The sequence below is a fragment of the Burkholderia sp. BCC1993 genome, from assembly GCF_905339865.1.
GTDB lineage: Bacteria > Pseudomonadota > Gammaproteobacteria > Burkholderiales > Burkholderiaceae > Burkholderia.
In genome coordinates this window covers 262,646-286,695 of the sequence record NZ_CAJPGZ010000004.1, presented here as the reverse complement: position 1 = coordinate 286,695, position 24,050 = coordinate 262,646, and the positions used below count along the sequence as shown (strand labels likewise).

The following is a 24,050-nucleotide window of genomic DNA, read 5'->3' as shown; positions in this document are numbered from 1 at the left end:
GGTGCCCTCCCTGGTTCCCGACGACCCGCGATCGTCTTCGCGCCATACGAAAGCCGGCTGCGGTGCCGGCTTTCACGCGTGGCGCGGAACACGAACCGTCAGGGGGAAACTGCACCGGACGTCGCATCCGCGTCCAGTATCCCACAAGCCGGGACGACTCGATCGCGTGTCACTCGAGCCTGGTATATGAGCCGATTATGCGTCTTTTCAAGTCCGCGCGCTCGACGGGATGCTGCAAAGCAAAGCCGGAAAAACCCTGAAAATGGGTTCTTTACAACGTCCCTCGATACGTCTAAAAATTCCCCTTGACACTCAAATAAAGAGCGCCAACAATCAAGCTGGCACTTTTTTCAACTCGCCGGTTGGCGAAATGAAAGAGGCCGAAGGTGAGCTTGTGAGGGGGGAACGGCTGTATTTTCCGGTCGTTTAGCTTTTCGAGCGTGCTCGTGGTAAGTAGCAGCGACTGTGTGACAGGGGAAGTAGGAAATGGCAACTGGTATCGTTAAGTGGTTCAACGACGCGAAGGGCTTCGGTTTCATCACTCCCGACGAGGGCGGTGAAGATCTGTTTGCGCACTTCTCGGCCATCAACATGCAGGGCTTCAAGACCCTGAAGGAAGGCCAGAAGGTGAGCTTCGAGGTCGTTCAAGGGCCGAAGGGCAAGCAAGCGTCGAACATCCAGGCCGCGTAAGGCACCGGATATCAGACGAAGAAACCCGGCATTGCGCCGGGTTTCTTTTTTTTCAGGCCGGCCACTCGTTAATTCGATTGGCCGGCCTTTTCGTTCAATCCCGATAATCGAACACGTATTGTCTTGTTGCGCGCGCAGATCGAATGCCGTCATGCGCGTGAAACATATTCGATATCCGTTACACGACCTTCAGCGTGCCCATCATGCCGAGATCCTCGTGTTCGAGAATATGGCAATGAAACATGCGCTCGCCGGGCATGTCTTGTGTGACGAGTAGCGTCACGGTCTCGCCGCTGCGCACGTTCACGGTATCGCGCCATGCGCGGAACGGTTCGCTCGTGCGCGTGCCGTCCGACGCGCGCTCGATCACCTGGAATTGCGTGCCATGCAGGTGGAACGGGTGATCCATGTCGGTGGCGTTGCGCAGGGTCCAGCGCTCGACGTCGCCGCGGCGGCTGGTCAGCGTCGCGCGATGCGGCGCGTAGGTCGCACCGTTGATCATGAAGCGCATGCCCGCCGGCCGGCCGTGTGCCGGCCCCTTCATCATCGCGTCCATGTCCATCTCTTCGCCGAACTCGATCGTCTGGTGCGCGACCGGCTCGCCGAGCGCGGGCACCCTGCGCAGCGTCGCGGGCAGCGCGCGCGCCGCTGCAGGCGCGAACGCGACATCCGCGAGCGCCAGCGCCGGATCCGGCGGCAGGCTGCCGTGGCCGCCGTCGTGCGACATTGCCATCTTGCGGCGGTCGTATTCGGCCGCCTGCAGCACCGCGCGTGATGCGCGGTCGCCGGCGCGCACCAGCAGTTCCGCACGCTCGCCCGGCGCGAGCAGCAGCGACGTCACGCGGCGCGGCGCGTCGAACAACCCGCCGTCGGTGCCGACCTGCTCGAACGCGCGGCCGTCGTCGAACGCGACGCGCAGGTAGCGCGCGCTGCATGCGTTCCACACGCGCCAGCGCTCGTCGCTCGCGACATCGATCCGCGGCCGGCGCGCCCCGTTGACCAGTACGAACTGGCCTTCGCGGCCGTTCATCCAGTCCATCATGTCGTTCGGCGGGATCGTGCCGTCGCGCGCGAGCTTCAGGTCGGACACGAACAGGTTGCGCTCGGGCCAGCCGGCGAGCGGGTCGTCGGCGGCGCGCACGATGAAGGGCCCCGCAAGCCCACGGAATACCTGTTCGGCCGTCATCATGTGCGGATGGGGGTGATACCAGTAGGTGCCGGCGCTGCCCTTCGGCAGCGTGAAGCGGTACACATGCGACGCGCCCGGCGCGACCGGATCGGATGGATTGCCGTCCTGGTCGGGCGGCACCGGCAGCCCGTGCCAGTGGATCGTCGACGGTTGCGGCAGCTTGTTCACGAACCGGATCTCGACCGTGTCGCCCTCGCGCACGTCGATCAGCGGGCCGACAACAGGCCCTTGCGTGCCCGCGCCGAACTGCCAGAACGTCGTCGGATGCGCACCGTGCAGCATCGGACGCGCGACCGGCTGCGCGACCAGCGTCGCGCGGAACGTGCCGGGTTCGCGGCTTTCGTTTGCCAGGGTGCGCAGCGACGCGAGCGGCGTGCCGGCCGGCAGCGCATCGGCCGCGGCGAGCGCGGCCGGCGCCGGCTTCGCGTGCTGCGCGTGGTCCGCCATTCCCGACATGCCCGGCATGTCGTCCATCTGATCCATGCCGGCCATGCCCGCGTGACCGGCATGCTGCGCCCATGCGGCGCGCGCAAACAGCGATGCGGCCGCGACACCGATAGCGTGCGACAGGAAGGTTCTCCGTATCATCAATCGTTCCTCGTTATTCGTGCTGCGTCGCGCGGCCGTCGCGACCTGTGCGCGTGCCGGCACGGGGAAGCACCCGTGCGACGCGCAATCCGATGCCCGCGTCATCATAACCGCAGCGCTCGGTCGAAACGCCGCGACACCGCGCGAGCGTCGATACGCCGCATGACGCGGCCGGCCCGACGATTCGCGCGCCGCGCGGGCCGCGTTTTCGCTCATCGAACGACACCGCGGCGCCCCGCTGCCCTCATGCCGGCCGGGCCGATTGACGCCTTGCATCACCCGCTCTGGTCACGCCCGATCGAGGGCATTTGCTCCCGCTACGCATCCCGTCATCGACGCGCCGCGCGCCCCTTTGCTTGAACCCCTCGATTTTTCACGATGTGGAACAAGTCTCTGCTTTGTAAAAATTCGTGGTGCACGGCACAAATTCGCTGTTTCGCGATGCCAAAAATCATTCCGCAATACAAAACATGCGAAATATCCAATTGTTTTAAAAGGAGAATTTTTGTTTCGAGAAAGCGTTCTACGCGCACCATCGGGCGCGCTCGCGGACGTAGACTTTGTTCCATGCACTGACGCTTCGCCACGACGTTCGATACGGAACCCGGCGCAAGCAGCCAGTCGGGCCACAGCCGGACGCGCCGGCGGGCGGCACACCAGAATCGCTTGTGATCAGAAAGGGAGAACGGAAATGAAGGGATTTCGCTTTGGTTCAGCGCTCGGGTCGTTCTACATCCTGCCGGCAAACGGCAGCTGGGAAGCGACGTTCGGCAACGCCTCGCTCGGCGCGTTCTCGTGCCCGGAAGTGGCAGCCGACCACATCTCCCGCGGCGACTGCGAACAGCCGTCCGAACTGGATACGGCCACGCTCGAAGTGCCGCACGAAATCGCCGAATGGGAAATCGTTCACGTCTGAATGGCACGCCTGCAACGAAAAACGCCCCGGGCGACCGGGGCGTTTTCATTGTCGGCGGAACGGCGAGCCGCCAGGCCCGCCGCGTCGGCTGCTGCCGTTGCCATGGCGCGCGCGGCGGCGCGGCCGGCGTCAGGCGACTGCGTCGACGATGCCGTTCAGCGTTGCGCTCGGGCGCATCGCCTGGCTCGTCAGCTCGACGCTCGGACGGTAGTAGCCGCCGATCGCCTGTGCCTTGCCCTGCGCGGCCGACAGTTCTTCCAGGATGCGCGCTTCGCTGTCGGACAGCGACTTCGCGACGCCTTCGAACTGCGCCTTCAGCGCGGCGTCCTCGGTCTGCTCGGCCAGCGCCTGCGCCCAGTACAGGCACAGGTAGAAGTGGCTGCCGCGGTTGTCGAGGCCGCCGACCTTGCGCGCCGGCGACTTGTTCTCGTCCAGGAACTTGCCGGTCGCCTGGTCGAGCGTCTTCGCGAGCACGAGCGCCTTCGGGTTCTGGTAAGCGTTGCCGAGGTGTTCGAGCGACGCGGCCAGCGCGAGGAATTCGCCGAGCGAATCCCAGCGCAGGAAGCCTTCCTCGACGAACTGCTGCACGTGCTTCGGTGCCGAGCCGCCCGCGCCCGTTTCGAACATCCCGCCGCCGGCCATCAGCGGCACGATCGACAGCATCTTCGCGCTGGTGCCGAGTTCCATGATCGGGAACAGGTCGGTCAGGTAGTCGCGCAGCACGTTGCCCGTGACCGAGATCGTGTCCTTGCCCGCGCGGATGCGCTCGAGCGAGAAACGCGTCGCGTCTTCCGGCGTCATGATGCGGATGTCGAGGCCGTTCGTATCGTGATCCTTCAGGTAGCGTTCGACCTTCGCGATGATCTGCGCGTCGTGCGCACGTGCCGGATCGAGCCAGAACACGGCCGGCGCGCCGGTCGCGCGGGCGCGGTTCACCGCGAGCTTGACCCAGTCCTGCACCGGTGCGTCCTTCGTCTGGCACATGCGCCAGACGTCGCCCGACTCGACCGCGTGCTCGAGCAGCACGTTGCCGGCTTCATCGGTGACGCGCACGACGCCGTCGGCCGGGATCAGGAACGTCTTGTCGTGCGAACCGTATTCCTCGGCCGCCTGCGCCATCAGGCCGACGTTCGGCACGCTGCCCATCGTGACCGGGTCGAATGCGCCGTGCTGCTTGCAGTCCTCGATCACGGCCTGGTAGACGCCCGCGTAGCAGCGGTCCGGAATCACGGCCTTCGCGTCGTACAGTTCACCGTCCGGGCCCCACATGCAGCCCGACTCGCGGATCATCGCCGGCATCGATGCGTCGACGATCACGTCGCTCGGCACGTGCAGGTTCGTGATGCCCTTGTCCGAGTTGACCATCGCGAGGCGCGGACGCACCGCGTACTCGGCCTTGACGTCGGCTTCGATCGCTTCGCGCGTGTCGGCCGGCAGGTCCTTCAGGCGGGCGTACAGGTCGCCGATCCCGTTGTTCGGGTTGAAGCCGGCCTGCGCCAGCACGTCCGCGTGCTTCGCGAGCGCGTCGCGGTAGAACACCGACACGAAGTGTCCGAACAGGATCGGGTCCGAGACCTTCATCATGGTCGCCTTCAGGTGCACCGAGAACAGCACGTCCTGCGCCTTCGCGTCGGCGATCTGCGCTTCGATGAAGCTGCGCAGCGCCTTGCGGCTCATCACCGACGCGTCGATGACTTCACCGGCCTTCACGGCCGTCTTTTCCTTCAGCACCTTCTTCACGCCGTCGGCCGTCGTGAGTTCGATCTTCACGCTGCCGGCATCGGCGATCAGCGCCGACTTCTCGCTGCCGTAGAAGTCGCCGTCGGTCATGTGCGCGACGTGCGCCTTCGACGTGGCCTTCCATGCGCCCATCTTGTGCGGGTGCTTGCGTGCATAGTTCTTGACCGACAGCGGCGCGCGACGGTCGGAGTTGCCTTCGCGCAGCACCGGGTTCACCGCGCTGCCCTTGATCTTGTCGTAGCGGGCCTTGACGGCCTTCTCTTCGTCGCTCGACGGCTCTTCCGGGTAGGCCGGCAGCTTGTAGCCCTGCGCCTGCAGTTCGGCGATCGCGGCCTTGAGCTGCGGCACCGATGCGCTGATGTTCGGCAGCTTGATGATGTTCGCTTCCGGCTTCAGCGTGAGCTGGCCCAGTTCGGCCAGATCGTCGGAACCCTTCTGCTCCGGCGGCAGGACGTCGGCGAATGCCGCGATGATGCGGCCGGCGAGCGAGATGTCGCGCGTTTCGACGGCGACGCCCGACGAGCGCGTGAAGGCCTTGACGATCGGCAGCAGCGAATAGGTCGCGAGCGCGGGCGCCTCGTCGGTGAGGGTGTAGATGATCTTGGGCGAAGTGGACATGGTCGATGCGTTGCTACGTGAAAATTTGGGACTGAGGAGCGCCGGCGGTAACCGGCGGGGAGCGACCGGGTCGATCGCGAAAGGGGTGTGCCGGCTAGCCGGGCGGTGGTGTGGCGAGGGCCGTCATGTTCTACCTTGCAGGGCACCCGGGCCGCATCGCGGCGCCGCGGCCCGCATGCCGGACCGCCCTGCCAACAAACCTGCCGTTCATGAAACGCCCTGGCGCCGGCAGTAGGCGCCGGGGCGGCCGGCGCTCCGCCGGCCTGCCCCGGAAGGGGACTTACATGTTCTCGATCAGCACTTCGCCGAAGCCGGAGCACGACACCTGCGTCGCGCCTTCCATCAGACGCGCGAAGTCGTACGTGACGCGCTTCTGCAGGATCGACTTCTCCATCGCGGCGATGATCGTGTCGGCCGCTTCCGTCCAGCCGAGGTGGCGCAGCATCATTTCCGCCGACAGGATCTCGGAACCGGGGTTCACGTAATCCTTGCCCGCGTACTTCGGCGCCGTGCCGTGGGTCGCCTCGAACATCGCGACCGAATCCGACAGGTTCGCGCCCGGCGCGATACCGATGCCGCCGACCTGCGCGGCCAGTGCGTCGGAGATGTAGTCGCCGTTCAGGTTCAGCGTCGCGATCACGTCGTACTCGGCCGGACGCAGCAGGATCTGCTGCAGGAATGCGTCGGCGATCGAATCCTTGATGACGATCTCGTTGCCCGTCTTCGGGTTCTTCACGCGCATCCACGGGCCGCCGTCGATCAGCTCGCCGCCGAACTCCTTCTGCGCGAGCGCATAGCCGGCGTCACGGAACAGGCCTTCCGTGAACTTCATGATGTTGCCCTTGTGCACCAGCGTGACCGACTTGCGATCGTTGTCGATCGCGTACTGGATCGCCTTGCGCACGAGACGCTCGGTGCCTTCCGTCGACACGGGCTTGACGCCGATCCCCGAGGTTTCCGGGAAACGGATCTTCTTCACGCCCATCTCTTCCTGCAGGAACTTGATGACCTTCTTCGCCTGCTCGGAGCCCGCGGCCCATTCGATGCCCGCGTAGATGTCTTCCGAGTTCTCGCGGAAGATCACCATGTCGATCTTTTGCGGTTCGCGCACCGGCGACGGCACACCCTTGAAATACTGGACCGGGCGCAGGCAGACGTAGAGGTCGAGTTCCTGGCGCAGCGCGACGTTCAGCGAACGGATGCCGCCGCCGACCGGGGTCGTGAGCGGCCCCTTGATCGACACCACGTATTCCTTCAGCACCTGCAGCGTCTCGTCCGGCAGCCACACGTCCGGACCGTACACCTTGGTCGCCTTCTCGCCCGCGAAGATCTCCATCCAGTGAATCTTGCGCTTGCCCTTGTAGGCATGCGCGACCGCCGCGTCGACGACCTTGATCATGACCGGCGTGATATCGAAGCCCGTACCGTCGCCTTCGATGTAGGGAATGATCGGCTGATCGGAAACGTTGAGCGAGAAGTCCTTGTTGACGGTGATCTTGTCACCGCCTTCCGGAACCTTGATGTGCTGATACGGCATGATCGACTCCAGTGACGTGGCTGAGCAGGTGATGCTGGTCGAAACTGCGCGCGGCGAGGTGGCCTTGCCACCTTCGTGACGGCAACAGCGAGCCGCTATTCTAGCGCCCCAACCGGGGCCGGCGGCACGAAGCGCGACGCTGCGTATCAAGTCTTCCCTTATGTCTTATATAAGACAGAGGACTTGCCGTTCCGTATTATGCATTAAGATTCCGCCATTTGCCATAGACCGCCCGTCCCGCCGCCCGCGGCACGCCGGGCGGGCGCCCCGCCATGACCCTGATCGCCCTCAACAAGCCGTTCGGCACGATTTGCCAGTTTTCCGCGCACGAGACGCGGCCGTCGCTCGGCGACTGGGTAACCACACCCGGCGTCTACCCGGCCGGCCGGCTCGACGCGGACAGCGAGGGCCTGCTGCTGCTCACCGACGACGGCACGCTGCAGGCGCGCATCGCCGAGCCGCGCCACAAGCTCGTCAAGCGCTACTGGGCGCAGGTCGACGGCGCGCCGGGGCCGGCCGACCTGAAGGCACTCGCGCGCGGCGTCGATCTCGGCGACTACGTGACGCGCCCGTGCCGCGCCGAATTCATCGAACCGCCCGATGCGCTGTGGCCGCGCAACCCGCCGATCCGCTATCGCGCCGCGATCCCGACCACGTGGATCGAGCTCGCGATCACCGAAGGCAAGAACCGGCAGGTGCGCCGGATGACGGCCGCGATCGGCTTCCCGACCTTGCGTCTCGTGCGTGTCGGCATTGGCGCGCTCGACATATTCGCGCTCGGCATTGCACCGGGCGAAACAATCGCGCTGCCGCCGCGGGGCCCGTGGGACGGTTTCGCACGCGCCGAATGACGAATTTCGGGACGTCCGAATTTTTCGTCATCTTTTTCGTCAACCGCCGGCGAAGATCGCGCGTTAAACCACGCAGATGCCACCCTTAGCTATCCGGCATTGGCAGCCGAACCGGTATTTCCGTGTTTGCGTCACGAAAGCGACGTTTTCTTCGAATACGATTCGGCGCCCGCAGCGCAAAGAGAAATTTCTCAAAGCGTCTGTCAACCGAAAGGTGGATGGCACCGTTAGACGACATGACTCCTATTGCCGGGTCATTTGGTTAATTAACTAAAGCTGAGGAACACAACATGAACAAACTGATCGCCGCTCTGGTCGCTGGCCTCTTCGCAACGGCAGCATTCGCACAAGCTTCGGCTCCGGAAGCTGCTTCGGCTGCTGCTCCGGCAGCTGCTTCGGCACCGGCAAAGCACGCTGCCAAGAAGCACCACGCAAAGAAGAAGCACCACGCAGCTAAGAAGGCAGCTAGCGAAGCCGAAGCACCGGCAGCTGCTTCGAACTAAGCAAGCTGGTTGTAATAACGCAGTCAAGAACACGCAGTCTTGCCGTTCTTACGGCGTTGAAAGGCAGATCACCGCGAGGCGATCTGCCTTTTTCTTTTTTGTGCCCGCCGGCGCGCTTCGCGTACCATGCGGGTCTCGTTTTCCCGATAGGAGCCCTGCTGTGCGATTCTCCCTGCGCTCGTCGCTCGGCCGCCTTGCGCGCGCCGCCGTGTTTCCCGCCGCGCTCGCCGTCCTCGCACTCGGCATGCAGACCGTCCACGCTCAGGTGCCGCCCGGCGCCAAGCAGCCGAGCGAGTTCCCGCGCGTGAAGCTGCGCGCCGGCATGTACGTGATCGACGCGGCCGTCGCCGCGAACGACGCCGATCGCGAACAGGGGCTGATGTACCGGTCGCAGCTCGCGCCGAACGAAGGCATGCTGTTCGTGTTCAACGAGAACGCCGTGCACTGCTTCTGGATGAAGAACACGCTGATCCCGCTGTCGATCGCGTTCGTCCGCGCGGACGGCACGATTACCGACATCGACGAGATGAAGGCCGAGACGACCGACAACCACTGCCCGCGCAACAACGGTGTCTATGCGCTCGAAATGAGCAAGGGCTGGTTCGCGGCGAAGGGCATCAAGCCGGGCATGAAGCTCGACGGGCTGCCCAAGGCCCAGTAACGGCCATTGCCGCGGCGCCGCCGCGCATCGACCGAAGCCGGCCGCCCTGCTTGTTGGGCGCCGGCTTTTTTTTCGCCGGCCGGCGGCCGCGGCCGCCTTGATACGGCGCACACTGCCCGCATCTGCAAAAGCCACGGACAAGCGCTATGCTTTAAATCTCGCTAGTTCCAGCCCGGGCCGGTGCAGCCGGTCCGCTTACGATCCGAACCACCAGGAGGTTCACGTGCCCCGCAAAACCCCCATCGAGCGCTATCGCAATATCGGGATCAGCGCTCACATCGATGCCGGCAAGACCACCACGACCGAGCGCATCCTGTTTTACACCGGCGTGAGCCACAAGATCGGTGAAGTGCACGACGGCGCGGCCACGATGGACTGGATGGAGCAGGAGCAGGAACGCGGCATCACGATCACGTCGGCTGCGACCACGGCCTTCTGGAAAGGCATGGCCGGCAACTATCCCGAACACCGGATCAACATCATCGATACCCCCGGGCACGTCGACTTCACGATCGAGGTCGAGCGCTCGATGCGCGTGCTGGACGGCGCGTGCATGGTCTACGACTCGGTCGGCGGCGTGCAGCCGCAGTCCGAAACCGTGTGGCGCCAGGCGAACAAGTACAAGGTGCCGCGCATCGCGTTCGTCAACAAGATGGACCGCATCGGCGCGGACTTCTTCCGCGTGCAGCGCCAGATCGGCGAGCGCCTGAAGGGCGTCGCCGTGCCGATCCAGATTCCGATCGGCGCGGAAGATCATTTCCAGGGCGTCGTCGATCTCGTGAAGATGAAGGCGATCGTCTGGGACGACGAAAGCCAGGGCGTGAAGTTCACGTACGAAGACATCCCCGCGAATCTCGTCGAGCTCGCGCACGAATGGCGCGAGAAGATGGTCGAGGCCGCCGCGGAAGCCAGCGAGGAACTGCTCGAGAAGTACCTGCACGACCACGAATCGCTGACCGAGGACGAGATCAAGGCCGCGCTGCGCCAGCGCACGATCGCCAACGAGATCGTGCCGATGCTGTGCGGCAGCGCGTTCAAGAACAAGGGCGTGCAGGCGATGCTCGACGCGGTGATCGACTACCTGCCGTCGCCGGTCGACGTGCCGGCCATCCTCGGCCACGACTTCCACGATCCGGAGAAGCCGGCGGAACGTCACCCGAGCGACGACGAGCCGTTCTCGTCGCTCGCGTTCAAGATCATGACCGATCCGTTCGTCGGCCAGCTGATCTTCTTCCGCGTGTATTCGGGCGTCGTCGAATCGGGCGACACGGTGCTGAACGCGACGAAGGACAAGAAGGAGCGGCTCGGCCGGATCCTGCAGATGCACGCGAACGAGCGCAAGGAAATCAAGGAAGTGCGCGCGGGCGACATCGCGGCGGCCGTGGGCCTGAAGGAAGCGACGACGGGCGACACGCTGTGCGATCCGGCGAAGCCGATCATCCTCGAGAAGATGGAATTCCCGGAGCCGGTGATCTCGCAGGCCGTCGAGCCGAAGACGAAGGCCGACCAGGAGAAGATGGGCCTCGCGCTGAACCGTCTCGCGCAGGAAGATCCGTCGTTCCGCGTGCAGACCGACGAGGAATCCGGCCAGACGATCATTTCGGGGATGGGCGAGCTGCACCTCGAAATCCTGGTCGACCGGATGAAGCGCGAGTTCGGCGTCGAGGCGACGGTCGGCAAGCCGCAGGTCGCGTATCGCGAAACGGTGCGCACGACGGCATCCGATGTCGAGGGCAAGTTCGTCAAGCAGTCGGGCGGGCGCGGCCAGTACGGGCATGCGGTGATCACGCTGGAGCCGAACCCCGGCAAGGGCTACGAGTTCCTCGACGAGATCAAGGGCGGCGTGATTCCGCGCGAATTCATCCCGGCCGTCGACAAGGGCATCACCGAGACGCTGAAGAGCGGCGTGCTCGCGGGCTACCCGGTGGTCGACGTGAAGGTGCACCTGACGTTCGGCTCGTACCACGACGTCGACTCGAACGAAAACGCGTTCCGGATGGCCGGCTCGATGGCGTTCAAGGAAGCGATGCGCAAGGCAAAGCCGGTGCTGCTCGAGCCGATGATGGCCGTCGAGGTCGAGACGCCCGAGGACTTCATGGGCAACGTGATGGGCGACCTGTCGAGCCGGCGCGGCATCGTGCAGGGGATGGAAGACATCGCGGGCGGTGGCGGCAAGCTGGTGCGCGCCGAGGTGCCGCTCGCGGAGATGTTCGGCTATTCGACGTCGCTGCGCTCGGCGACGCAAGGCCGTGCGACGTACACGATGGAGTTCAAGCACTACGCGGAAACGCCGGCGAACGTGTCGGAAGCCGTGATCAACGCGAAAGTGAAGTAAGCACGGCGCGCCTGCGCACTGCTGCGCGGCAAGCACGAGCCCGTCCGGTTCCGGACGGGCTTTTTTTCGTCCGTCGAACGCAGCGATGCGACCGGCCGGCGACGTTTTCGATCGGCAAACCAGGCATTTTTTTCGCATGCCACAATGCATCGCGATTCGTCCGACGGAACCCTGCCGATGCCACGCCCCCCTGCCCTGCGCCGCCTGCTGATGCTGTATGCCGGCCTGATCGCCGCGAACGTCGCCGTCTGGCTGTGGGCACTCGCGGTGCTGCGCGACCATCCGCTGCTGCTCGGCACCGCGGCGATCGCGTACGGGCTCGGCCTGCGTCATGCAGTCGACGCCGATCACATCGCCGCGATCGACGTCGCGACGCGCAAGCTGATGCAGGACGGCCAGCGTCCGGTGACGGTCGGCCTGTTCTTCTCGCTCGGCCACTCGACGATCGTGATCGCCGCGACGCTCGGCATCGCGCTGAGCGCGTTCGCACTGCGCGACCGCTTCGACGCATTCCGCGAGATCGGCGGCACGATCGGCACGGCCGTGTCGGCCACCTTCCTGCTCGTGCTCGCGTGCATGAACCTGGTGATCCTGCGCGACGTGTGGCGGCGCTATCGCGACGCGCCCGATCAGGCGCACGACGCCGCGCATGCACATCCTCCGGCCGGCCTCGTCGGTCGGCTGCTGCGTCCGCTGTTCCGCTTCGTGTCGAAGAGCTGGCACATGTATCCGGCCGGGGTGCTGTTCGGCCTGGGTTTCGATACTGCAACAGAAATCGCGCTGCTCGCGATCGCGGCCGCACAGGCGAGCCACGCGCTGCCGCTCTATGCGGTCATGCTGTTTCCCGCGCTGTTCGCCGCCGGCATGACGCTGATCGACTCGACCGACAATGTCCTGATGATTCATGCGTACGGATGGGCGATGGACGACCCGCGGCGCAAGCTGCTCTACAACGCGAGCATCACGCTGCTGTCGGCGGCCGTCGCGCTGGCCATCGGCGGGATCGAGGCCGCCGGCCTGCTCGCCGACAAGCTGTCGTTGACGGGCCCCGTACGCGATGCGCTCGATGCACTCGGGGAACGCTTCGGCGCGATCGGTTACGGCATCGTCGCACTCTTTCTCGTCGCCTGGATCGCGTCGATCCTCTGCCATCGCTGGCCGCGTGCTGCCGACACGACGGCGCGCCAGACGTAGTCAGACGTTTCAGTTCGGAAACAAAAACCTCACGACGACGTATCGCACGCTGTCGCGCACTACATGCGCGCCTTGCGCCGCGGGCATAGCCGGCCGGTGGCACGAATCTCGCAGTTAGGGATTCGCACGGCGGGCCCGCGTGCCGACTCGTGTTCGCGGCTAGCTTCCGGCGCCGATCGAACACACGTCGGCCGCCGAAACGACACTGCATCGTTGCTGGTCCCCTGCTCCACACGTTGATGAACGCGCGTGTCGAGGCATCGCGCGCATCGGGAGGCCAATGATGAGCAGAACGAAACAACTGTCCCGCGCGACGGGACGGTGCTATCGCATGACCCTGCTGGCCGCAGCCGCGATTGCGTGCTGCTGCTCGTATGCCGTTGCTCAGGACACGACAACCGTCGTTCCTGTGACCGTGCTGCCGGGTGACGGCACTTCCACTTCCCCAACCGCCCAGATCGAGCAGAACGCGGCGCCTGACGCCGCGGCCAGCGCGGACACCGTGATGATGTTGGCCGAAAACGCGGCGTCATGTGCGGCCAATCCGGCTGCTTGCTCGGTGCGCGTGTATGCCGGCGGAGGCAACGGCGGAAATGGCGGCAACGGCGGCATCGGTAGCGGCGGAACGACCGGAAGCGGGAGCGCCAGCCCGGGTAGCGGCGGAAACAACGGCAATGGCACCGTCGGCCCGGCAGGCGTCGGCGGGACAACGGGCGGGACGAACGGCTCGGTGGGCTCGGGGGGCACCGGCCGCGGCGGCAATGCTTCCGGCAGCGGGGGTTCGGGCGGTGGTACGTCCGGTGGCGGTACTTCCGGGGGCAGTACGTCCGGTGGTGGTACTTCCGGTGGTGGTACTTCCGGTGGTGGTACTTCCGGGGGCGGTACTTCCGGGGGCGGCCATGGTGGCGGTGGCGGTGGCGGTGGCGGTGGCGGTGGCGGTGGCGGTGGCGGTGGCGGTGGCGGTGGCGGTGGCGGTGGCGGCTCCGGCGGTGGCGGCTCCGGCGGTGGCGGCTCCGGCGGTGGCGGCTCCGGCGGTGACGGAGGCCACGGTGATGGAGGCCACGGTGACGGGGGCCATGGCGACGGAGGCCACGGCGACGGAGGCCACGGCGAAGGAGGCCACGGTGGCGGCGGCTCCGGCGGTGGCGGAGGCCACGGCGACGGGGGTCACGGCGACGGAGGTCACGGTGGTGGCGGCTCCGGCGGTGGCGGAGGCCACGGCGACGGGGGTCACGGCGACGGAGGTCACGGTGGTGGCGGTTCCGGCGGTGGCGGAGGCCACGGCGACGGGGGCCACGGTGGCGGCGGCTCCGGCGGTGGCGGGGGCCACGGCGACGGAGGTCACGGCGGTGGCGGCTCTGGCGGTGGCGGCGGTTCCGGCGGTGGCGGAGGCCACGGTGGCGGTGGTTCCGGTGGTGGTTCCGGTGGTGGTTCCGGCGGTGGTTCCGGTGGTGGTTCCGGTGGTGGTTCCGGCGGTGGTTCCGGTGGCGGTTCCGGCGGTGGCTCCGGCGGTGGTTCCGGCGGCGGCTCCGGCGGTGGTTCCGGCGGTGGTTCCGGCGGCGGCTCCGGCGGTGGCTCCGGCGGTGGCTCCGGCGGTGGCTCCGGCGGCGGTTCCGGCGGTGGCTCCGGCGGTGGCTCCGGCGGCGGCAGCCATGGCACCGGAGGTCACGGCAACGGCGGCGGCAATGGCAACGGCAACGGCAGTGGCGGCGCCGGCAACGGCGGTGCCAACGGCGTCGGCAACGGGAACGGCAATGGCAGTGCCGGCGGCCACGGTGGTAACGGCGGCAACGGCAGCAACGGCGGATCGTCCAGTGGCCATGGCCACTGACCGACGCGTCGCCTGACCCGACGCGGTCAGAGCATTTCGAGCGCGCGCTTGCTGCGCGGCGGACGGAAGTACCCGTCGAGTTGCGCGCGCTCGTCATCGCTCAACACGAGATCGAGCGCGGCGCGATTGTCGCGCACGTGCTCGATCCGCGACGCCTTCGGAATCGCGAACACGCCCGGCTGCGCAAGCACCCACGCGAGTGCGACGCGCGTGACCGACACGCCGCGCTGCCGCGCGATTTCATCGAGCGGAGAACGCTTCGGCAGCCGTCCGTGATCGACCGGGCTGTAGGCCATCGCCGGCATCCGGTGATCGGCGAGCCACGGCAGCAGGTCGAATTCCGGGCCGCGCCGCGCGATGTTGTAGAGAATCTGGTTGGTCGCGCACGCGCCCCCGCCCGCCTCGTCGACGAGCTCGGCCATGTCGGCCGTATCGAAGTTGCTGACGCCCCAGTGGCGGATCTTGCCCGCGCGCCGCAGCGCCTCGAACCCCTCGACCGTCTCCTCGAGCGGCACCGAACCACGCCAGTGCAGCAGGTACAGGTCGAGACGATCGGTACGCAGGCGCTTGAGGCTCGCGTCGCACGCGGCGACGACGCCGCGCCGGCTCGCGTGATGCGGATACACCTTGCTGACCAGGAACACGTCGTCACGCAGGCCGGCGAGCGCCTCGCCGACGAGTGCCTCGGTCGCGCCGTCACCGTACATCTCGGCGGTATCGACCAGCGTCATCCCGAGATCGATCCCCTCGCGCAACGCGGCGATCTCGTCCGCGCGGCGCGCAGGCCGCTCGCCCATTTCCCAGGTACCCAGGCCGAGTTTCGGAATCGTCTCGCCGTCCGGCAGGACGACCGTGGCGATCGTGTCTGTCATGCGCTCCTCGCTGCGGATTCGTGGCCGCGCACCCGCGGCCGAAGCATCAAATACGACGCATCAGTGTAGTCAATCGGTGCGGCGTCCACCTGTTACACGGCAAAAACCGGCTATAACGGCGCCGCATGATGACTTAGAATGGCCGGCACCCTGATCGATACCCATTCCATGAAGGCACCCACGGACGACCGCTGGCAGGACCTGCGCCCCGACCCCGACAACGACACGCCGCTCTACCTGCAGCTCGCCCGCAAGCTCGGCGACGCGATCCACGACAATCGCTGGGCGGCCGGCGAGGCGCTGCCGTCCGAACGCGTGCTGTCCGAAGCGCTCGGCGTGTCGCGCATTACCGCGCGCAAGGCGATCGCGCTGCTCGTCGAGCAGGGCCTGATCCGCCGCACGCAGGGTGCCGGCAACTTCATCCGGCCGCGCTACGAGGATCCGCTGTCGCGGCTGTCGAGCTTCAGCGAGATGCTCGAGCGCCGCGGCTTCAAGCCGAGTTCGCAATGGCTCGAGCGCGAAATCCAGCCGGCGAATCGCGACGAAGTGATCCAGCTCGGCCTGTCGCCGGCCGCCTCCGTTACACGGCTGAAACGCCTGCGCCTCGCCGACGGCATCGTGATGGCCGTCGAGAATTCGACGTTCCCCGCCACGCTGATTCCCGATCCGCAGGCGATCGGCGGTTCGCTGTACAGCTATCTCGAAGCGCGCGGCACGCCGATCGTGCGCGCACTGCAGCATTTCCGCGCGGTCAACGCGACCGACGAGATCGCGCAACAGATGGGCATCGCACCGCACGACGCGCTGCTGCTGATCACACGGATCGGTTATACGGCCGACCAGCGCGCGATCGAACTCACCGATACCTACTGCCGCAACGACTACTACGACTTCGTCGTCGAACTACGCAAGTAACGCCGGCAATACTCACGGCGTACGGCGCCGCCGGCGCTCACAGCCAGCATGCTTCGTCCGTGCCGAGCGGCACGGGCGGCCGCGTGAAGCGCGGCGCTGTCGCCGACAGGCGTTCGGCCGGACGCACGGCATCGATCGTGCCGAACGGCGACGCGCTCCGATCGATCCGGTCGCGCACGTCGTCGAACGTGAAATCCGGCGCCCGCAGGCCGTCCGGCACCACACCGAACGATTGCAGCCAGCGCCCCGTCTGCGCGAGCGACAGCCGCACGTGCCAGCTCCCCCCTTCCGTCGCACGGCGCGCGAGCGCGATCATCGCGCCGAACGCCGCGAGATAACCCGTCGCATGATCGAGCGCCTGGCACGGCAGATGGCGCGGGCCGTCCGCGTGCGCGGCGTGCTGCTCGTGCCAGGCGATACCGCTCGCCGACTGCACGAGACTATCGAAGCCACGCCGCATCGACCACGGCCCCGCGTGCCCGTATGCGGACACCGACACGCAGACGATGCCGGGCCGCAGCTCCGCCAGCGCCTGCGGCGAAAACCCGCGTGCCGCGAGCGCGCCGGGGCGATAGGCCTGCAGGAATACGTCGGCGTCGCGTGCGAGCGCGCGCAACGTGGCGACACCGCCCGCCTCGCGCAGGTCGATCCACGTCGAGCGCTTGCCGCGCCCGTTGTCGATCACGAGCGACGCGATGTTCGGCAGGTGCGGGCCGTTGACGAGCAGCGTCTGTGCCCCGTGCGATGCCAGCGTGCGGCCCGCGACCGGCCCCGCGATGATGCGCGTGAGATCGAGCACGCGCACGCCCGCGAGCGGCTGGTCGGGCGCGCCGTGGCCGATCGCCTCGACGGGCGCGTCACCGATCCGCTCGATCTCGAACAGCGGCAGCGACGCGAGTGCCCGTGCCTGGTCGTGCGCCGCCCATTCGTCAGGGGTTCTGATCAATGCCGCGCACAGACCGGCCTCGGCCAGCGCGGTATCGAGTGCCGCGCCGTCCCACGTGCGGATCGCCGCGGCCACGTCATCGCGCTGCGGGCCGCTGCCGAGCACGTCGAGAATCCCGTGCAGGTGATGCGGAAAGTTCGCATGCAGCTGGATCCAGCGCCCGTCGCGCGTGTCGTAGAAGCCCGTCACCGGATGGCGCGGCTCGGGCGGCAGGCCGTCGTCCACGCGCAGGTAGCGTTCGCTGCGAAACGCGACGAGCGCGTCGCGCATCGACACGTCGACGCGCTGCGCGACGCCCGTGCGCAGCCGGTGGCATTCGGCCGCCGCGAGCCCGGCTGCCGCGATCGTCGCCGCGGCGAGCGTGCCGACGTGGAACGCCGACGGCAGCGTCGGGTCCTGCCCCACCACGGCCGCGCGGGCCAGTGCGCGCGGTTCGCCGTGCGCGAGTTGCCACAAGCGGGTCAATGCGAGTTCGGGGGTCATGGTGGAGGCGAACCGTTGAGGAGACGGATTCGAGTCTAGAATTCGCGACAGGCGCGATCAATCTTGATTGCGCGAATCAATGCATAACGAATAGTTGTAGCCGGGCCGCGCTTCATGCGCCCCGACAGGAGCGATCGGCATGACGTCCCTCAGCGCGCCGGAAGCCGCCGGCATCCTCGGTGTCAGCGTGAGCACCCTTTACGCCTATGTGAGCCGCGGCCTGCTGCGCTCGCTGCCCGACGGCGCGAGCAAGCGCCGCCGCTACGACGCGGACGAGGTGCGCCTGCTCGCGCGCCGCCGCGCCGATGCAAAACGCGCGGGCGGCGTCGCCGAACGCTCGCTCGACTGGGGCGTGCCCGTGCTCGAATCGCGGATCACGCACATCGCCGACGGGCGCCTGCACTATCGCGGCGCCGATGCGATCGCGCTCGCGAACGACGCGACGCTCGAGGAAACGGCGGCCCGCCTGTGGGATTGTCCGCCTGCGCGGCTCGCTGAGGCAGCGCTTGCGTCGACCGGTTTCGACGCCGCGCAGTGGGAAGACTGGGCCCGCCGCTGGGCCCATCTCGCGCCGCTTGAGCGCACGCTGGTGCTGCTCCCCGCCGCGGCCGCCTCGCTGCCGCGCCTGTGGGCGCAGGGGCGCGACGCGCAGTTCGGCGCGGCCACGCTGCTGCTGCGCGTGACGACGGCCGCGCTGGCCGGCATCGCGCCGGGCGACGCGCCCGTGCATCGACAGCTCGCCGCCGCGTGGCGGATCCGGCGGCGCGACGAAGCCGACCTGCTGCGCCGCGCACTCGTGCTTTGCGCCGATCATGAACTGAACCCGTCGACCTTTGCGGTGCGCTGCATCGCGTCGACCGGCACCCACCTGTTCGGTGCGATCGCGGGCGGGCTCGCAGCGCTGTCGGGCCCGCGCCACGGCGGCGAGACGTTCCGCGCGGGCGCCCTGCTCGACGAAGCCGCGCGGGCCGCCGACCTCGACCGCTACCTCGCGCTGCGCGTCGCGCACGACGAACGGGCGGACGGCGCACGCACGGCGCTGTCCGGTTTCGCGCATCCGCTCTATCCCGACGGCGATCCGCGCGCACGCGCGTTGCTCGACGCACTGCACGCGACGCTGCCCGCCCGGGCGCCGCTGCGCATCGCCGGCGCGCTCGCCGCGCGCGTCGAGGCGGCGACCGGCCTGCGGCCGTCGATCGATTTCGCGCTCGCGGTGCTGGAGCGCACGCTTGCGCTGCCCGACGGCGCCGCGTTCACGCTGTTCGCGGCCGGCCGCACCGCGGGCTGGATCGCGCATGCGCTCGAACAGTACGCGGACGGCAAGCTCATCCGGCCCCGCGCGCGCTACGTCGGCAGCGACGCGGCTGCCTGAGCACGGCCGCCGCGCCATGCGGCGAGCCGCCGCCACGCGCTCGGCGCAGCCTGCGCGGCCGGCGCCGCCTGCGGGCCGAACGCGAACACCGCGCCGCCCGCCGCCGCGCTGATCCATACGCGCATGCCGGGCAGCAGCGCCAGGGTCTCGCCGGCGTGCAACCAGTGATCGTCGGGCCGGCCCTCGATCGTCACCCACAGATCGCCGTCCGCGACCTGCAACGCGGTGCGATCGACAATCCGCCACCGCCCGGCCGGTTCGTTGCCGTCCATCTCGTAGAGTCGCAGTTCGCGCATGGCCGCCTCCGGGTCGGGTGGGTTCGATGACGCCAGTATTTCGGACAGTGGCGACATGCGGACAGATACGCCTGCGGACACTTTCGACTGAACTGTACCGGTCCGCCGCCGGACAGGCGTCCGGACCGATCCTGCGTGGCCCGGCGGCTTTGCCTACAATGGCGGCTGTCCCGCGCCACCGGTCCGTCCCCATGTTCCAACGCCCGCCCGCCGCCGCCCCCGGCGAAAAGAATCTCACCGTGATGCTCTGGCTCGTTGCGACGGGCTTCTTCATGCAGACGCTCGATGCGACGATCGTCAACACGGCGCTGCCGTCGATGGCAGTGAGTCTCGGCGAATCGCCGCTGCGGATGCAGTCGGTCGTGATCGCCTACTCGCTGACGATGGCGGTGATGATTCCCGTCTCGGGCTGGCTCGCGGACACGTTCGGCACACGGCGCGTGTTCTTCAGCGCGATCCTGGTGTTCTCGCTCGGTTCGCTGCTGTGCGCGAACGCGCATACGCTGTCGCAGCTCGTCGTGTTCCGCGTCGTGCAGGGGGTGGGCGGCGCGATGCTGCTGCCGGTCGGGCGGCTGGCCGTGCTGCGCACCTTCCCGGCCGAACGCTACCTGCCCGCGCTGTCGTTCGTCGCGGTTCCCGGGCTGATCGGGCCGCTGATCGGGCCGACGCTCGGCGGCTGGCTCGTGAAGATCGCGTCGTGGCACTGGATCTTCCTGATCAACGTGCCGGTGGGCGTCGCCGGCTGCGTCGCGACCTTCTACTCGATGCCCGACGCGCGCAACCCGGCCGTCGGCCGCTTCGACCTCAAGGGCTATCTGCTGCTGACGATCGGGATGGTCGCGATCTCGCTGTCGCTCGACGGGCTCGCCGATCTCGGGATGCAGCACGCGGCCGTGCTCGTGCTGCTGATCCTGAGCCTCGCGTGCTTCGTCGCGTACGGGCTGTACGCGGTGCGCGCGCCGCAGCCGATCTTCTCGCTCGAACTGTTCAAGATCCATACGTTCAGCGTCGGCCTGCTCGGCAACCTGTTCGCGCGGATCGGCAGCGGCGCGATGCCGTACCTGATCCCGCTGCTGCTGCAGGTGAGTCTGGGCTATTCGGCATTCGAGGCCGGGCTGATGATGCTGCCGGTCGCGGCGGCCGGGATGTTCTCGAAACGGATCATCACGCGCCTGATCACGCAGCACGGCTACCGCAAGGTGCTGCTCGCGAACACGATCATGGTCGGTGTGATGATGGCGAGCTTCGCGCTGATGCGCGACACGGTGCCGGTGTGGGTGAAGGTCGTCCATCTCGCGCTGTTCGGCGGCTTCAACTCGATGCAGTTCACCGCGATGAACACGCTGACGCTGAAGGATCTCGGCACCGGCGGCGCGAGCAGCGGCAACAGCCTGTTCTCGCTCGTGCAGATGCTGTCGATGAGCCTCGGCGTCACGGTCGCGGGCGCGCTGCTGGCCACCTTCACCGGGATGCTGCGCACGGTGACGCCGAGCAACACGCTGCCCGCGTTCCATGCGACCTTCATCTGCGTCGGGATCATCACGGCCGCGTCCGCGTGGATCTTCGCGCAACTCGCGCCCGACATCCGCGGCGGCACGCAGCACAAGACCGATCCATCCGAACGCGCATGACGCACGGCGCGCGCCGCCGCAATCGCCACGGCGGCGCGCCGCGCACCATGTCGGTGCAGCACGGCCGCGCCGCGCGACCGCTGCCGGCCGCGACGGCCCGCCGCACGGGGCGCGATGCCGTGCATGCTTCTTGCTCGCCTATTCTGTAGGTAAACTGGCAGTCTTCCTTCGGCCGACATCATGAGCATGATCGACATCGATCCACCCGGCTTCCAGCCGCCCCGCCCCGTCGCCGGCGACGACGGGAAGCGGCGCACCGTGCTGTACGGCGCATACACCGTATTCAGCGTGTTCCAGCCCGTTTTCTCGGTGTCGCACCGCCGCGCGATCGGCTATCACGCGTCGCTGCGCGCGCATGACGAGGACAGCCGCCAGGTCGCGTCGCACGAGGTGTTCACGCAGGCGGCGCGGCGCGGCGACCTGCTCGAGCTCGGCCGGCTCGCCGAATCGCTGCATCTCGGCAACTTCCACGCGTTCGACAGTCACGACGAATGGCTTTTCCTGAGCCTGCATCCGGCCGCGCTGATGGACACCATCTACGGCGACGCGCTGCTCGCGAACCTGAAGGCGCTCGGCCTGCCGCCGCATCGCGTGGTGCTCGAGGTGCCCGAGCAGGCGGGCGGCGAGACGCCGCGCTATGCGGCGATCGTGGACGGGCTGCGCAAGGCCGGCTTCCTGATCGCGCTCGGCGGCTTCGGCGCGAAGCATTCGAACATCGACCGCGTGTGGCACCTGCACCCCGACATCGTCACGCTCGACCGCGGGATCCTCGCGCAGGCGAGCGAACACTCGCATCTCGAGCGCGTACTGCCCGGGCTCGTGTCGCTGCTGCACGAATCCGGCCAGCTCGTGCTGATGGGCGGGCTCTCGACCGAGCGCGACGCGATGATCGCGCTCGAATGCGACGTCGATTTCGTGCAGGGGCAGTACTTCGCGGGGCCGAGCGTCGACCCCGTGCAACCGCAGGCCGCCGCAGGCTGCATGGATACGCTGTCGGCCGCGTTGCGGCTGCGCGTCGCGCAACGCGAGCGCACGCAGGCCGAACGCCTCGCGCCGTATGTCACCGCGCTGGAGGAAGCCAGCCAGAAGCTCGTCGCGGGCGAATCGCTGATCGACGCCGCCGGCGCCGTGCTCGGGTTGCCGGAAACCGCGCGCTGCTTCCTGCTCGATGCATCGGGCCGCCAGATCGGCGACAACGTGCTCGCGCGCGGCAGCGTCTCGCAGCGGGCGAAGCGCTTCCGGCCGCTGCTGCATTCGGAAGGCGCAAGCTGGGAGCGCCGCCCCTACTTCATCCACGCGACGCGCGCGCCCGGCCGCGTGCATCTGACGCCGCCGTACCTGTCGATCAACGAAGCGCACCTGTGCGTGACCGCATCGATCGCCGCGCCGGTCGCGACCGGCATGCAGGTGCTGTGCGTCGACATCAACTGGGAAGCGGCACTCAACCGCGAATGAGTTCGCGCGGCCGCGCTCACGCGGCGCCGTCGAGGTCGCTAGCCCGGCGCGCGATCAGCCGGTGCACGCGCTTGCCGGACGACGCGCTGACCACCTCGTGCTCGTCGATCACGTGCATGCCGGCGCCGAGCGCCGCATGCATGCGCGCCGAATCGAGCGGCGTATACAAGCGGCCGCGCTCGTCGCGCAGCGCGCCGTTGCCGGCCACCCGCCAGCTCAGGTACAGCGTGCCGCCGGGCATCAGCAGCGCGGCCAGCCGCGCGGCCGCCGCTGCGGCATCCGCCTGTTCGAGATGCATGACGACCGTCTCGCACAACACGTTTCGAAACGCGCCGGCCGGCACGCCGGCGAGCGCCGGCAGCGCAGCCAGCTCGAAGGTCAGCGACGGGTGGCGCAAGCGCGCCTCGGCGAGCAGCGCGGCGCTCGCATCGTAGCCGCGCACGTCGAATCCGCGCGAAGCGAGCCACGCGGTGTCGCGTCCCGCACCGCAGCCGACGTCGGCCGTCGACCCGGGCGAGAAATACTGCTCTAGCAGTGCATACATGTCGTCGGGGGCGGCCTGGTCGAGCCAGTCCTGCGCGTATTGCGCGGCATGGGCTTCGTAGGCATCGAGAGTCGGGCGATCCACCATGGCGGTTGCTCCGCGTACGCGTCCTGTCGTGCGACGCACCCCGCATCTTAGCCGTTGCGCCTCGCGCGTGGGGTGGCGGGCGACGCGCGGCCCCGCGCCGCTCGCAGGTCGCCCGCGCGGTCAGTTCGGCCCACAGCGCATCGCCGCGCCAGGGCCGGCCGCGATGCCGCCGCGAACCGGCCGCCGAGGGCGCAGCCGACCGCGTCCGCGCCGACCATGCAGGCCGGCGCGGCCGACGTGTCACACATGCGAATGCGCGCCGCCGTGCACGGGTCCCGAGCGCCGCTCGACCTCACGGCGCACGTCGCCGCGCAGGCCCGCGAAAAACGCGACTTCGGCGACGACGAACAGCGGCCCGACCATCAGCCCGACCAGGTCGTCGACGAACGCGGGCTTGCGCCCCTCGAACCAGTGCCCGACGAACTGCACGATCCAGCCGACCACGAACCCGCCGATGCCGATCCCGAGCCATTGCGCGGTCGGCAGCAGCGCGAGCGTCTGCGCGGCCCACAGGCCGAAAGCGAACAGCGCGGTCATGACCGCCCCGAAGCGCAGGTCGAGGCGCAGGTAGAACACCGCGAACGCCACCGCGAGCAGCAGCGCCGGCGACAGCGCAACACCGGCCAGCGTGCCGAGCGCCGGCCGCGACAACAGCACCTCGACCGCGAACACGATCATCGGAATGCCGACCAGATGCGTCGCGATGTTGCGCGCGTCGCGATGGTAGGCCGCATACTGGGAAAGGTGGTCTTCGAGCGTCTTCATGGTGTCTCCTGAACGATCATCGAGCGCTATG

General features: G+C 67.8%; 21 protein-coding genes. 12 read left to right on the top strand and 9 right to left on the bottom strand.

Going from position 1 to position 24,050, the window contains the following annotated elements; genetic code table 11:
• Positions 1-486 precede the first annotated feature (486 nt).
• Complete coding sequence (locus U4Y91_RS08390; protein ID WP_004196460.1) at positions 487-690, top strand: cold-shock protein; 204 nt, start codon at positions 487-489, stop codon at positions 688-690.
• Positions 691-868: 178 nt separating this feature from the next.
• Here U4Y91_RS08390 and U4Y91_RS08385 read toward each other — a convergent pair whose 3' ends face one another.
• Both U4Y91_RS08385 and U4Y91_RS08380 read right to left on the bottom strand, forming a co-directional pair.
• Positions 869-2,467, bottom strand: a complete 1,599-nt coding sequence (locus U4Y91_RS08385) for a multicopper oxidase family protein (protein ID WP_321804690.1) — start codon at positions 2,465-2,467, stop codon at positions 869-871.
• A 329-nt stretch (positions 2,468-2,796) separates the two neighbouring features.
• Positions 2,797-3,036 carry a hypothetical protein gene (locus tag U4Y91_RS08380; protein ID WP_321804689.1) on the bottom strand — a complete coding sequence of 80 codons (240 nt, stop codon included), beginning with the start codon at positions 3,034-3,036 and terminating at the stop codon, positions 2,797-2,799.
• Between the two features lie 122 nt (positions 3,037-3,158).
• Between U4Y91_RS08380 and U4Y91_RS08375 the strand changes: the two genes are divergently transcribed.
• Positions 3,159-3,383: a hypothetical protein gene (locus U4Y91_RS08375; protein WP_321804688.1), complete on the top strand. Its 225-nt coding sequence runs from the start codon at positions 3,159-3,161 to the stop codon at positions 3,381-3,383.
• A 129-nt stretch (positions 3,384-3,512) separates the two neighbouring features.
• Here U4Y91_RS08375 and U4Y91_RS08370 read toward each other — a convergent pair whose 3' ends face one another.
• On the bottom strand, positions 3,513-5,741 hold the full coding sequence (locus U4Y91_RS08370) for an NADP-dependent isocitrate dehydrogenase (RefSeq protein WP_321804687.1): 2,229 nt from the start codon (positions 5,739-5,741) through the stop codon (positions 3,513-3,515).
• Between the two features lie 280 nt (positions 5,742-6,021).
• Positions 6,022-7,278 (bottom strand): NADP-dependent isocitrate dehydrogenase, encoded by a 1,257-nt coding sequence (gene icd, locus U4Y91_RS08365; protein WP_044845581.1) that lies wholly within the window; start codon positions 7,276-7,278, stop codon positions 6,022-6,024.
• 272 nt (positions 7,279-7,550) lie between these two features.
• Here icd and U4Y91_RS08360 point away from each other — a divergent pair, with 272 nt between their 5' ends.
• From U4Y91_RS08360 to U4Y91_RS36755, 6 genes are all read left to right on the top strand, one after another.
• Positions 7,551-8,129 (top strand): pseudouridine synthase, encoded by a 579-nt coding sequence (locus U4Y91_RS08360; RefSeq protein WP_321804686.1) that lies wholly within the window; start codon positions 7,551-7,553, stop codon positions 8,127-8,129.
• 290 nt (positions 8,130-8,419) lie between these two features.
• Positions 8,420-8,632, top strand: a complete 213-nt coding sequence (locus U4Y91_RS08355) for a hypothetical protein (RefSeq protein WP_072465376.1) — start codon at positions 8,420-8,422, stop codon at positions 8,630-8,632.
• 160 nt (positions 8,633-8,792) lie between these two features.
• Positions 8,793-9,293: a DUF192 domain-containing protein gene (locus U4Y91_RS08350; RefSeq protein ID WP_321804685.1), complete on the top strand. Its 501-nt coding sequence runs from the start codon at positions 8,793-8,795 to the stop codon at positions 9,291-9,293.
• A gap of 223 nt (positions 9,294-9,516) precedes the next feature.
• Complete coding sequence (gene fusA, locus U4Y91_RS08345) at positions 9,517-11,628, top strand: elongation factor G (RefSeq protein WP_044845578.1); 2,112 nt, start codon at positions 9,517-9,519, stop codon at positions 11,626-11,628.
• Positions 11,629-11,805: 177 nt separating this feature from the next.
• Entirely contained in the window at positions 11,806-12,822 is a 1,017-nt protein-coding gene (locus U4Y91_RS08340; RefSeq protein ID WP_321804684.1) for a HoxN/HupN/NixA family nickel/cobalt transporter, read from the top strand.
• 899 nt (positions 12,823-13,721) lie between these two features.
• On the top strand, positions 13,722-14,669 hold the full coding sequence (locus U4Y91_RS36755) for a hypothetical protein (protein WP_415750452.1): 948 nt from the start codon (positions 13,722-13,724) through the stop codon (positions 14,667-14,669).
• 10 nt (positions 14,670-14,679) lie between these two features.
• Here U4Y91_RS36755 and U4Y91_RS08330 read toward each other — a convergent pair whose 3' ends face one another.
• Positions 14,680-15,525 carry an aldo/keto reductase gene (locus tag U4Y91_RS08330; protein ID WP_321799094.1) on the bottom strand — a complete coding sequence of 282 codons (846 nt, stop codon included), beginning with the start codon at positions 15,523-15,525 and terminating at the stop codon, positions 14,680-14,682.
• Between the two features lie 168 nt (positions 15,526-15,693).
• Here U4Y91_RS08330 and U4Y91_RS08325 point away from each other — a divergent pair, with 168 nt between their 5' ends.
• Positions 15,694-16,440 carry a GntR family transcriptional regulator gene (locus U4Y91_RS08325; protein WP_044845577.1) on the top strand — a complete coding sequence of 249 codons (747 nt, stop codon included), beginning with the start codon at positions 15,694-15,696 and terminating at the stop codon, positions 16,438-16,440.
• 37 nt (positions 16,441-16,477) lie between these two features.
• On the opposite strand, the gene U4Y91_RS08320 is transcribed toward U4Y91_RS08325, so the two are convergent.
• A complete protein-coding gene (locus U4Y91_RS08320; protein WP_321804682.1) occupies positions 16,478-17,869 on the bottom strand; it encodes a CoA transferase in 1,392 nt (463 codons plus the stop codon).
• A 139-nt stretch (positions 17,870-18,008) separates the two neighbouring features.
• Here U4Y91_RS08320 and U4Y91_RS08315 point away from each other — a divergent pair, with 139 nt between their 5' ends.
• A complete protein-coding gene (locus tag U4Y91_RS08315; RefSeq protein ID WP_321804681.1) occupies positions 18,009-19,241 on the top strand; it encodes a citrate/2-methylcitrate synthase in 1,233 nt (410 codons plus the stop codon).
• Here the strand turns inward: U4Y91_RS08315 and U4Y91_RS08310 are convergent.
• Positions 19,214-19,537 carry a DUF2917 domain-containing protein gene (locus U4Y91_RS08310; RefSeq protein ID WP_321804680.1) on the bottom strand — a complete coding sequence of 108 codons (324 nt, stop codon included), beginning with the start codon at positions 19,535-19,537 and terminating at the stop codon, positions 19,214-19,216. The two genes, U4Y91_RS08315 and U4Y91_RS08310, sit on opposite strands and share 28 nt — an antisense overlap.
• Before the next feature lie 191 nt (positions 19,538-19,728).
• Here U4Y91_RS08310 and mdtD point away from each other — a divergent pair, with 191 nt between their 5' ends.
• Positions 19,729-21,168 (top strand): multidrug transporter subunit MdtD, encoded by a 1,440-nt coding sequence (gene mdtD / locus U4Y91_RS08305; RefSeq protein WP_321804679.1) that lies wholly within the window; start codon positions 19,729-19,731, stop codon positions 21,166-21,168.
• Between the two features lie 180 nt (positions 21,169-21,348).
• A complete protein-coding gene (locus U4Y91_RS08300; RefSeq protein WP_321804678.1) occupies positions 21,349-22,623 on the top strand; it encodes an EAL domain-containing protein in 1,275 nt (424 codons plus the stop codon).
• Positions 22,624-22,639: 16 nt separating this feature from the next.
• Here the strand turns inward: U4Y91_RS08300 and U4Y91_RS08295 are convergent, their stop codons facing one another.
• Positions 22,640-23,254 carry a class I SAM-dependent methyltransferase gene (locus U4Y91_RS08295; protein WP_321804677.1) on the bottom strand — a complete coding sequence of 205 codons (615 nt, stop codon included), beginning with the start codon at positions 23,252-23,254 and terminating at the stop codon, positions 22,640-22,642.
• Between the two features lie 240 nt (positions 23,255-23,494).
• Positions 23,495-24,019 carry a DUF962 domain-containing protein gene (locus U4Y91_RS08290; RefSeq protein WP_321804676.1) on the bottom strand — a complete coding sequence of 175 codons (525 nt, stop codon included), beginning with the start codon at positions 24,017-24,019 and terminating at the stop codon, positions 23,495-23,497.
• Between the last annotated feature and the right edge of the window lie 31 nt (positions 24,020-24,050).

Bases quoted from the DNA above. Each gene is read 5' to 3' on its own strand.
- icd (WP_044845581.1), bottom strand. From the start codon at position 7,278: ATGCCGTATCAGCACATCAAGGTTCCGGAAGGCGGTGACAAGATCACC.
- mdtD (WP_321804679.1), top strand. From the start codon at position 19,729: ATGTTCCAACGCCCGCCCGCCGCCGCCCCCGGCGAAAAGAATCTCACC.
- U4Y91_RS08300 (WP_321804678.1), top strand. From the start codon at position 21,349: ATGAGCATGATCGACATCGATCCACCCGGCTTCCAGCCGCCCCGCCCC.
- U4Y91_RS08355 (WP_072465376.1), top strand. From the start codon at position 8,420: ATGAACAAACTGATCGCCGCTCTGGTCGCTGGCCTCTTCGCAACGGCA.
- U4Y91_RS08310 (WP_321804680.1), bottom strand. From the start codon at position 19,537: ATGCGCGAACTGCGACTCTACGAGATGGACGGCAACGAACCGGCCGGG.
- U4Y91_RS08295 (WP_321804677.1), bottom strand. From the start codon at position 23,254: ATGGTGGATCGCCCGACTCTCGATGCCTACGAAGCCCATGCCGCGCAA.
- U4Y91_RS08325 (WP_044845577.1), top strand. From the start codon at position 15,694: ATGAAGGCACCCACGGACGACCGCTGGCAGGACCTGCGCCCCGACCCC.
- U4Y91_RS08290 (WP_321804676.1), bottom strand. From the start codon at position 24,019: ATGAAGACGCTCGAAGACCACCTTTCCCAGTATGCGGCCTACCATCGC.
- U4Y91_RS08375 (WP_321804688.1), top strand. From the start codon at position 3,159: ATGAAGGGATTTCGCTTTGGTTCAGCGCTCGGGTCGTTCTACATCCTG.
- U4Y91_RS08380 (WP_321804689.1), bottom strand. From the start codon at position 3,036: ATGGAACAAAGTCTACGTCCGCGAGCGCGCCCGATGGTGCGCGTAGAA.
- U4Y91_RS08330 (WP_321799094.1), bottom strand. From the start codon at position 15,525: ATGACAGACACGATCGCCACGGTCGTCCTGCCGGACGGCGAGACGATT.
- U4Y91_RS08360 (WP_321804686.1), top strand. From the start codon at position 7,551: ATGACCCTGATCGCCCTCAACAAGCCGTTCGGCACGATTTGCCAGTTT.
- U4Y91_RS08370 (WP_321804687.1), bottom strand. From the start codon at position 5,741: ATGTCCACTTCGCCCAAGATCATCTACACCCTCACCGACGAGGCGCCC.
- U4Y91_RS08315 (WP_321804681.1), top strand. From the start codon at position 18,009: ATGACGTCCCTCAGCGCGCCGGAAGCCGCCGGCATCCTCGGTGTCAGC.
- U4Y91_RS08340 (WP_321804684.1), top strand. From the start codon at position 11,806: ATGCCACGCCCCCCTGCCCTGCGCCGCCTGCTGATGCTGTATGCCGGC.
- U4Y91_RS08390 (WP_004196460.1), top strand. From the start codon at position 487: ATGGCAACTGGTATCGTTAAGTGGTTCAACGACGCGAAGGGCTTCGGT.
- U4Y91_RS36755 (WP_415750452.1), top strand. From the start codon at position 13,722: ATGGTGGCGGTGGCGGTGGCGGTGGCGGTGGCGGTGGCGGTGGCGGTG.
- U4Y91_RS08385 (WP_321804690.1), bottom strand. From the start codon at position 2,467: ATGATACGGAGAACCTTCCTGTCGCACGCTATCGGTGTCGCGGCCGCA.
- U4Y91_RS08320 (WP_321804682.1), bottom strand. From the start codon at position 17,869: ATGACCCCCGAACTCGCATTGACCCGCTTGTGGCAACTCGCGCACGGC.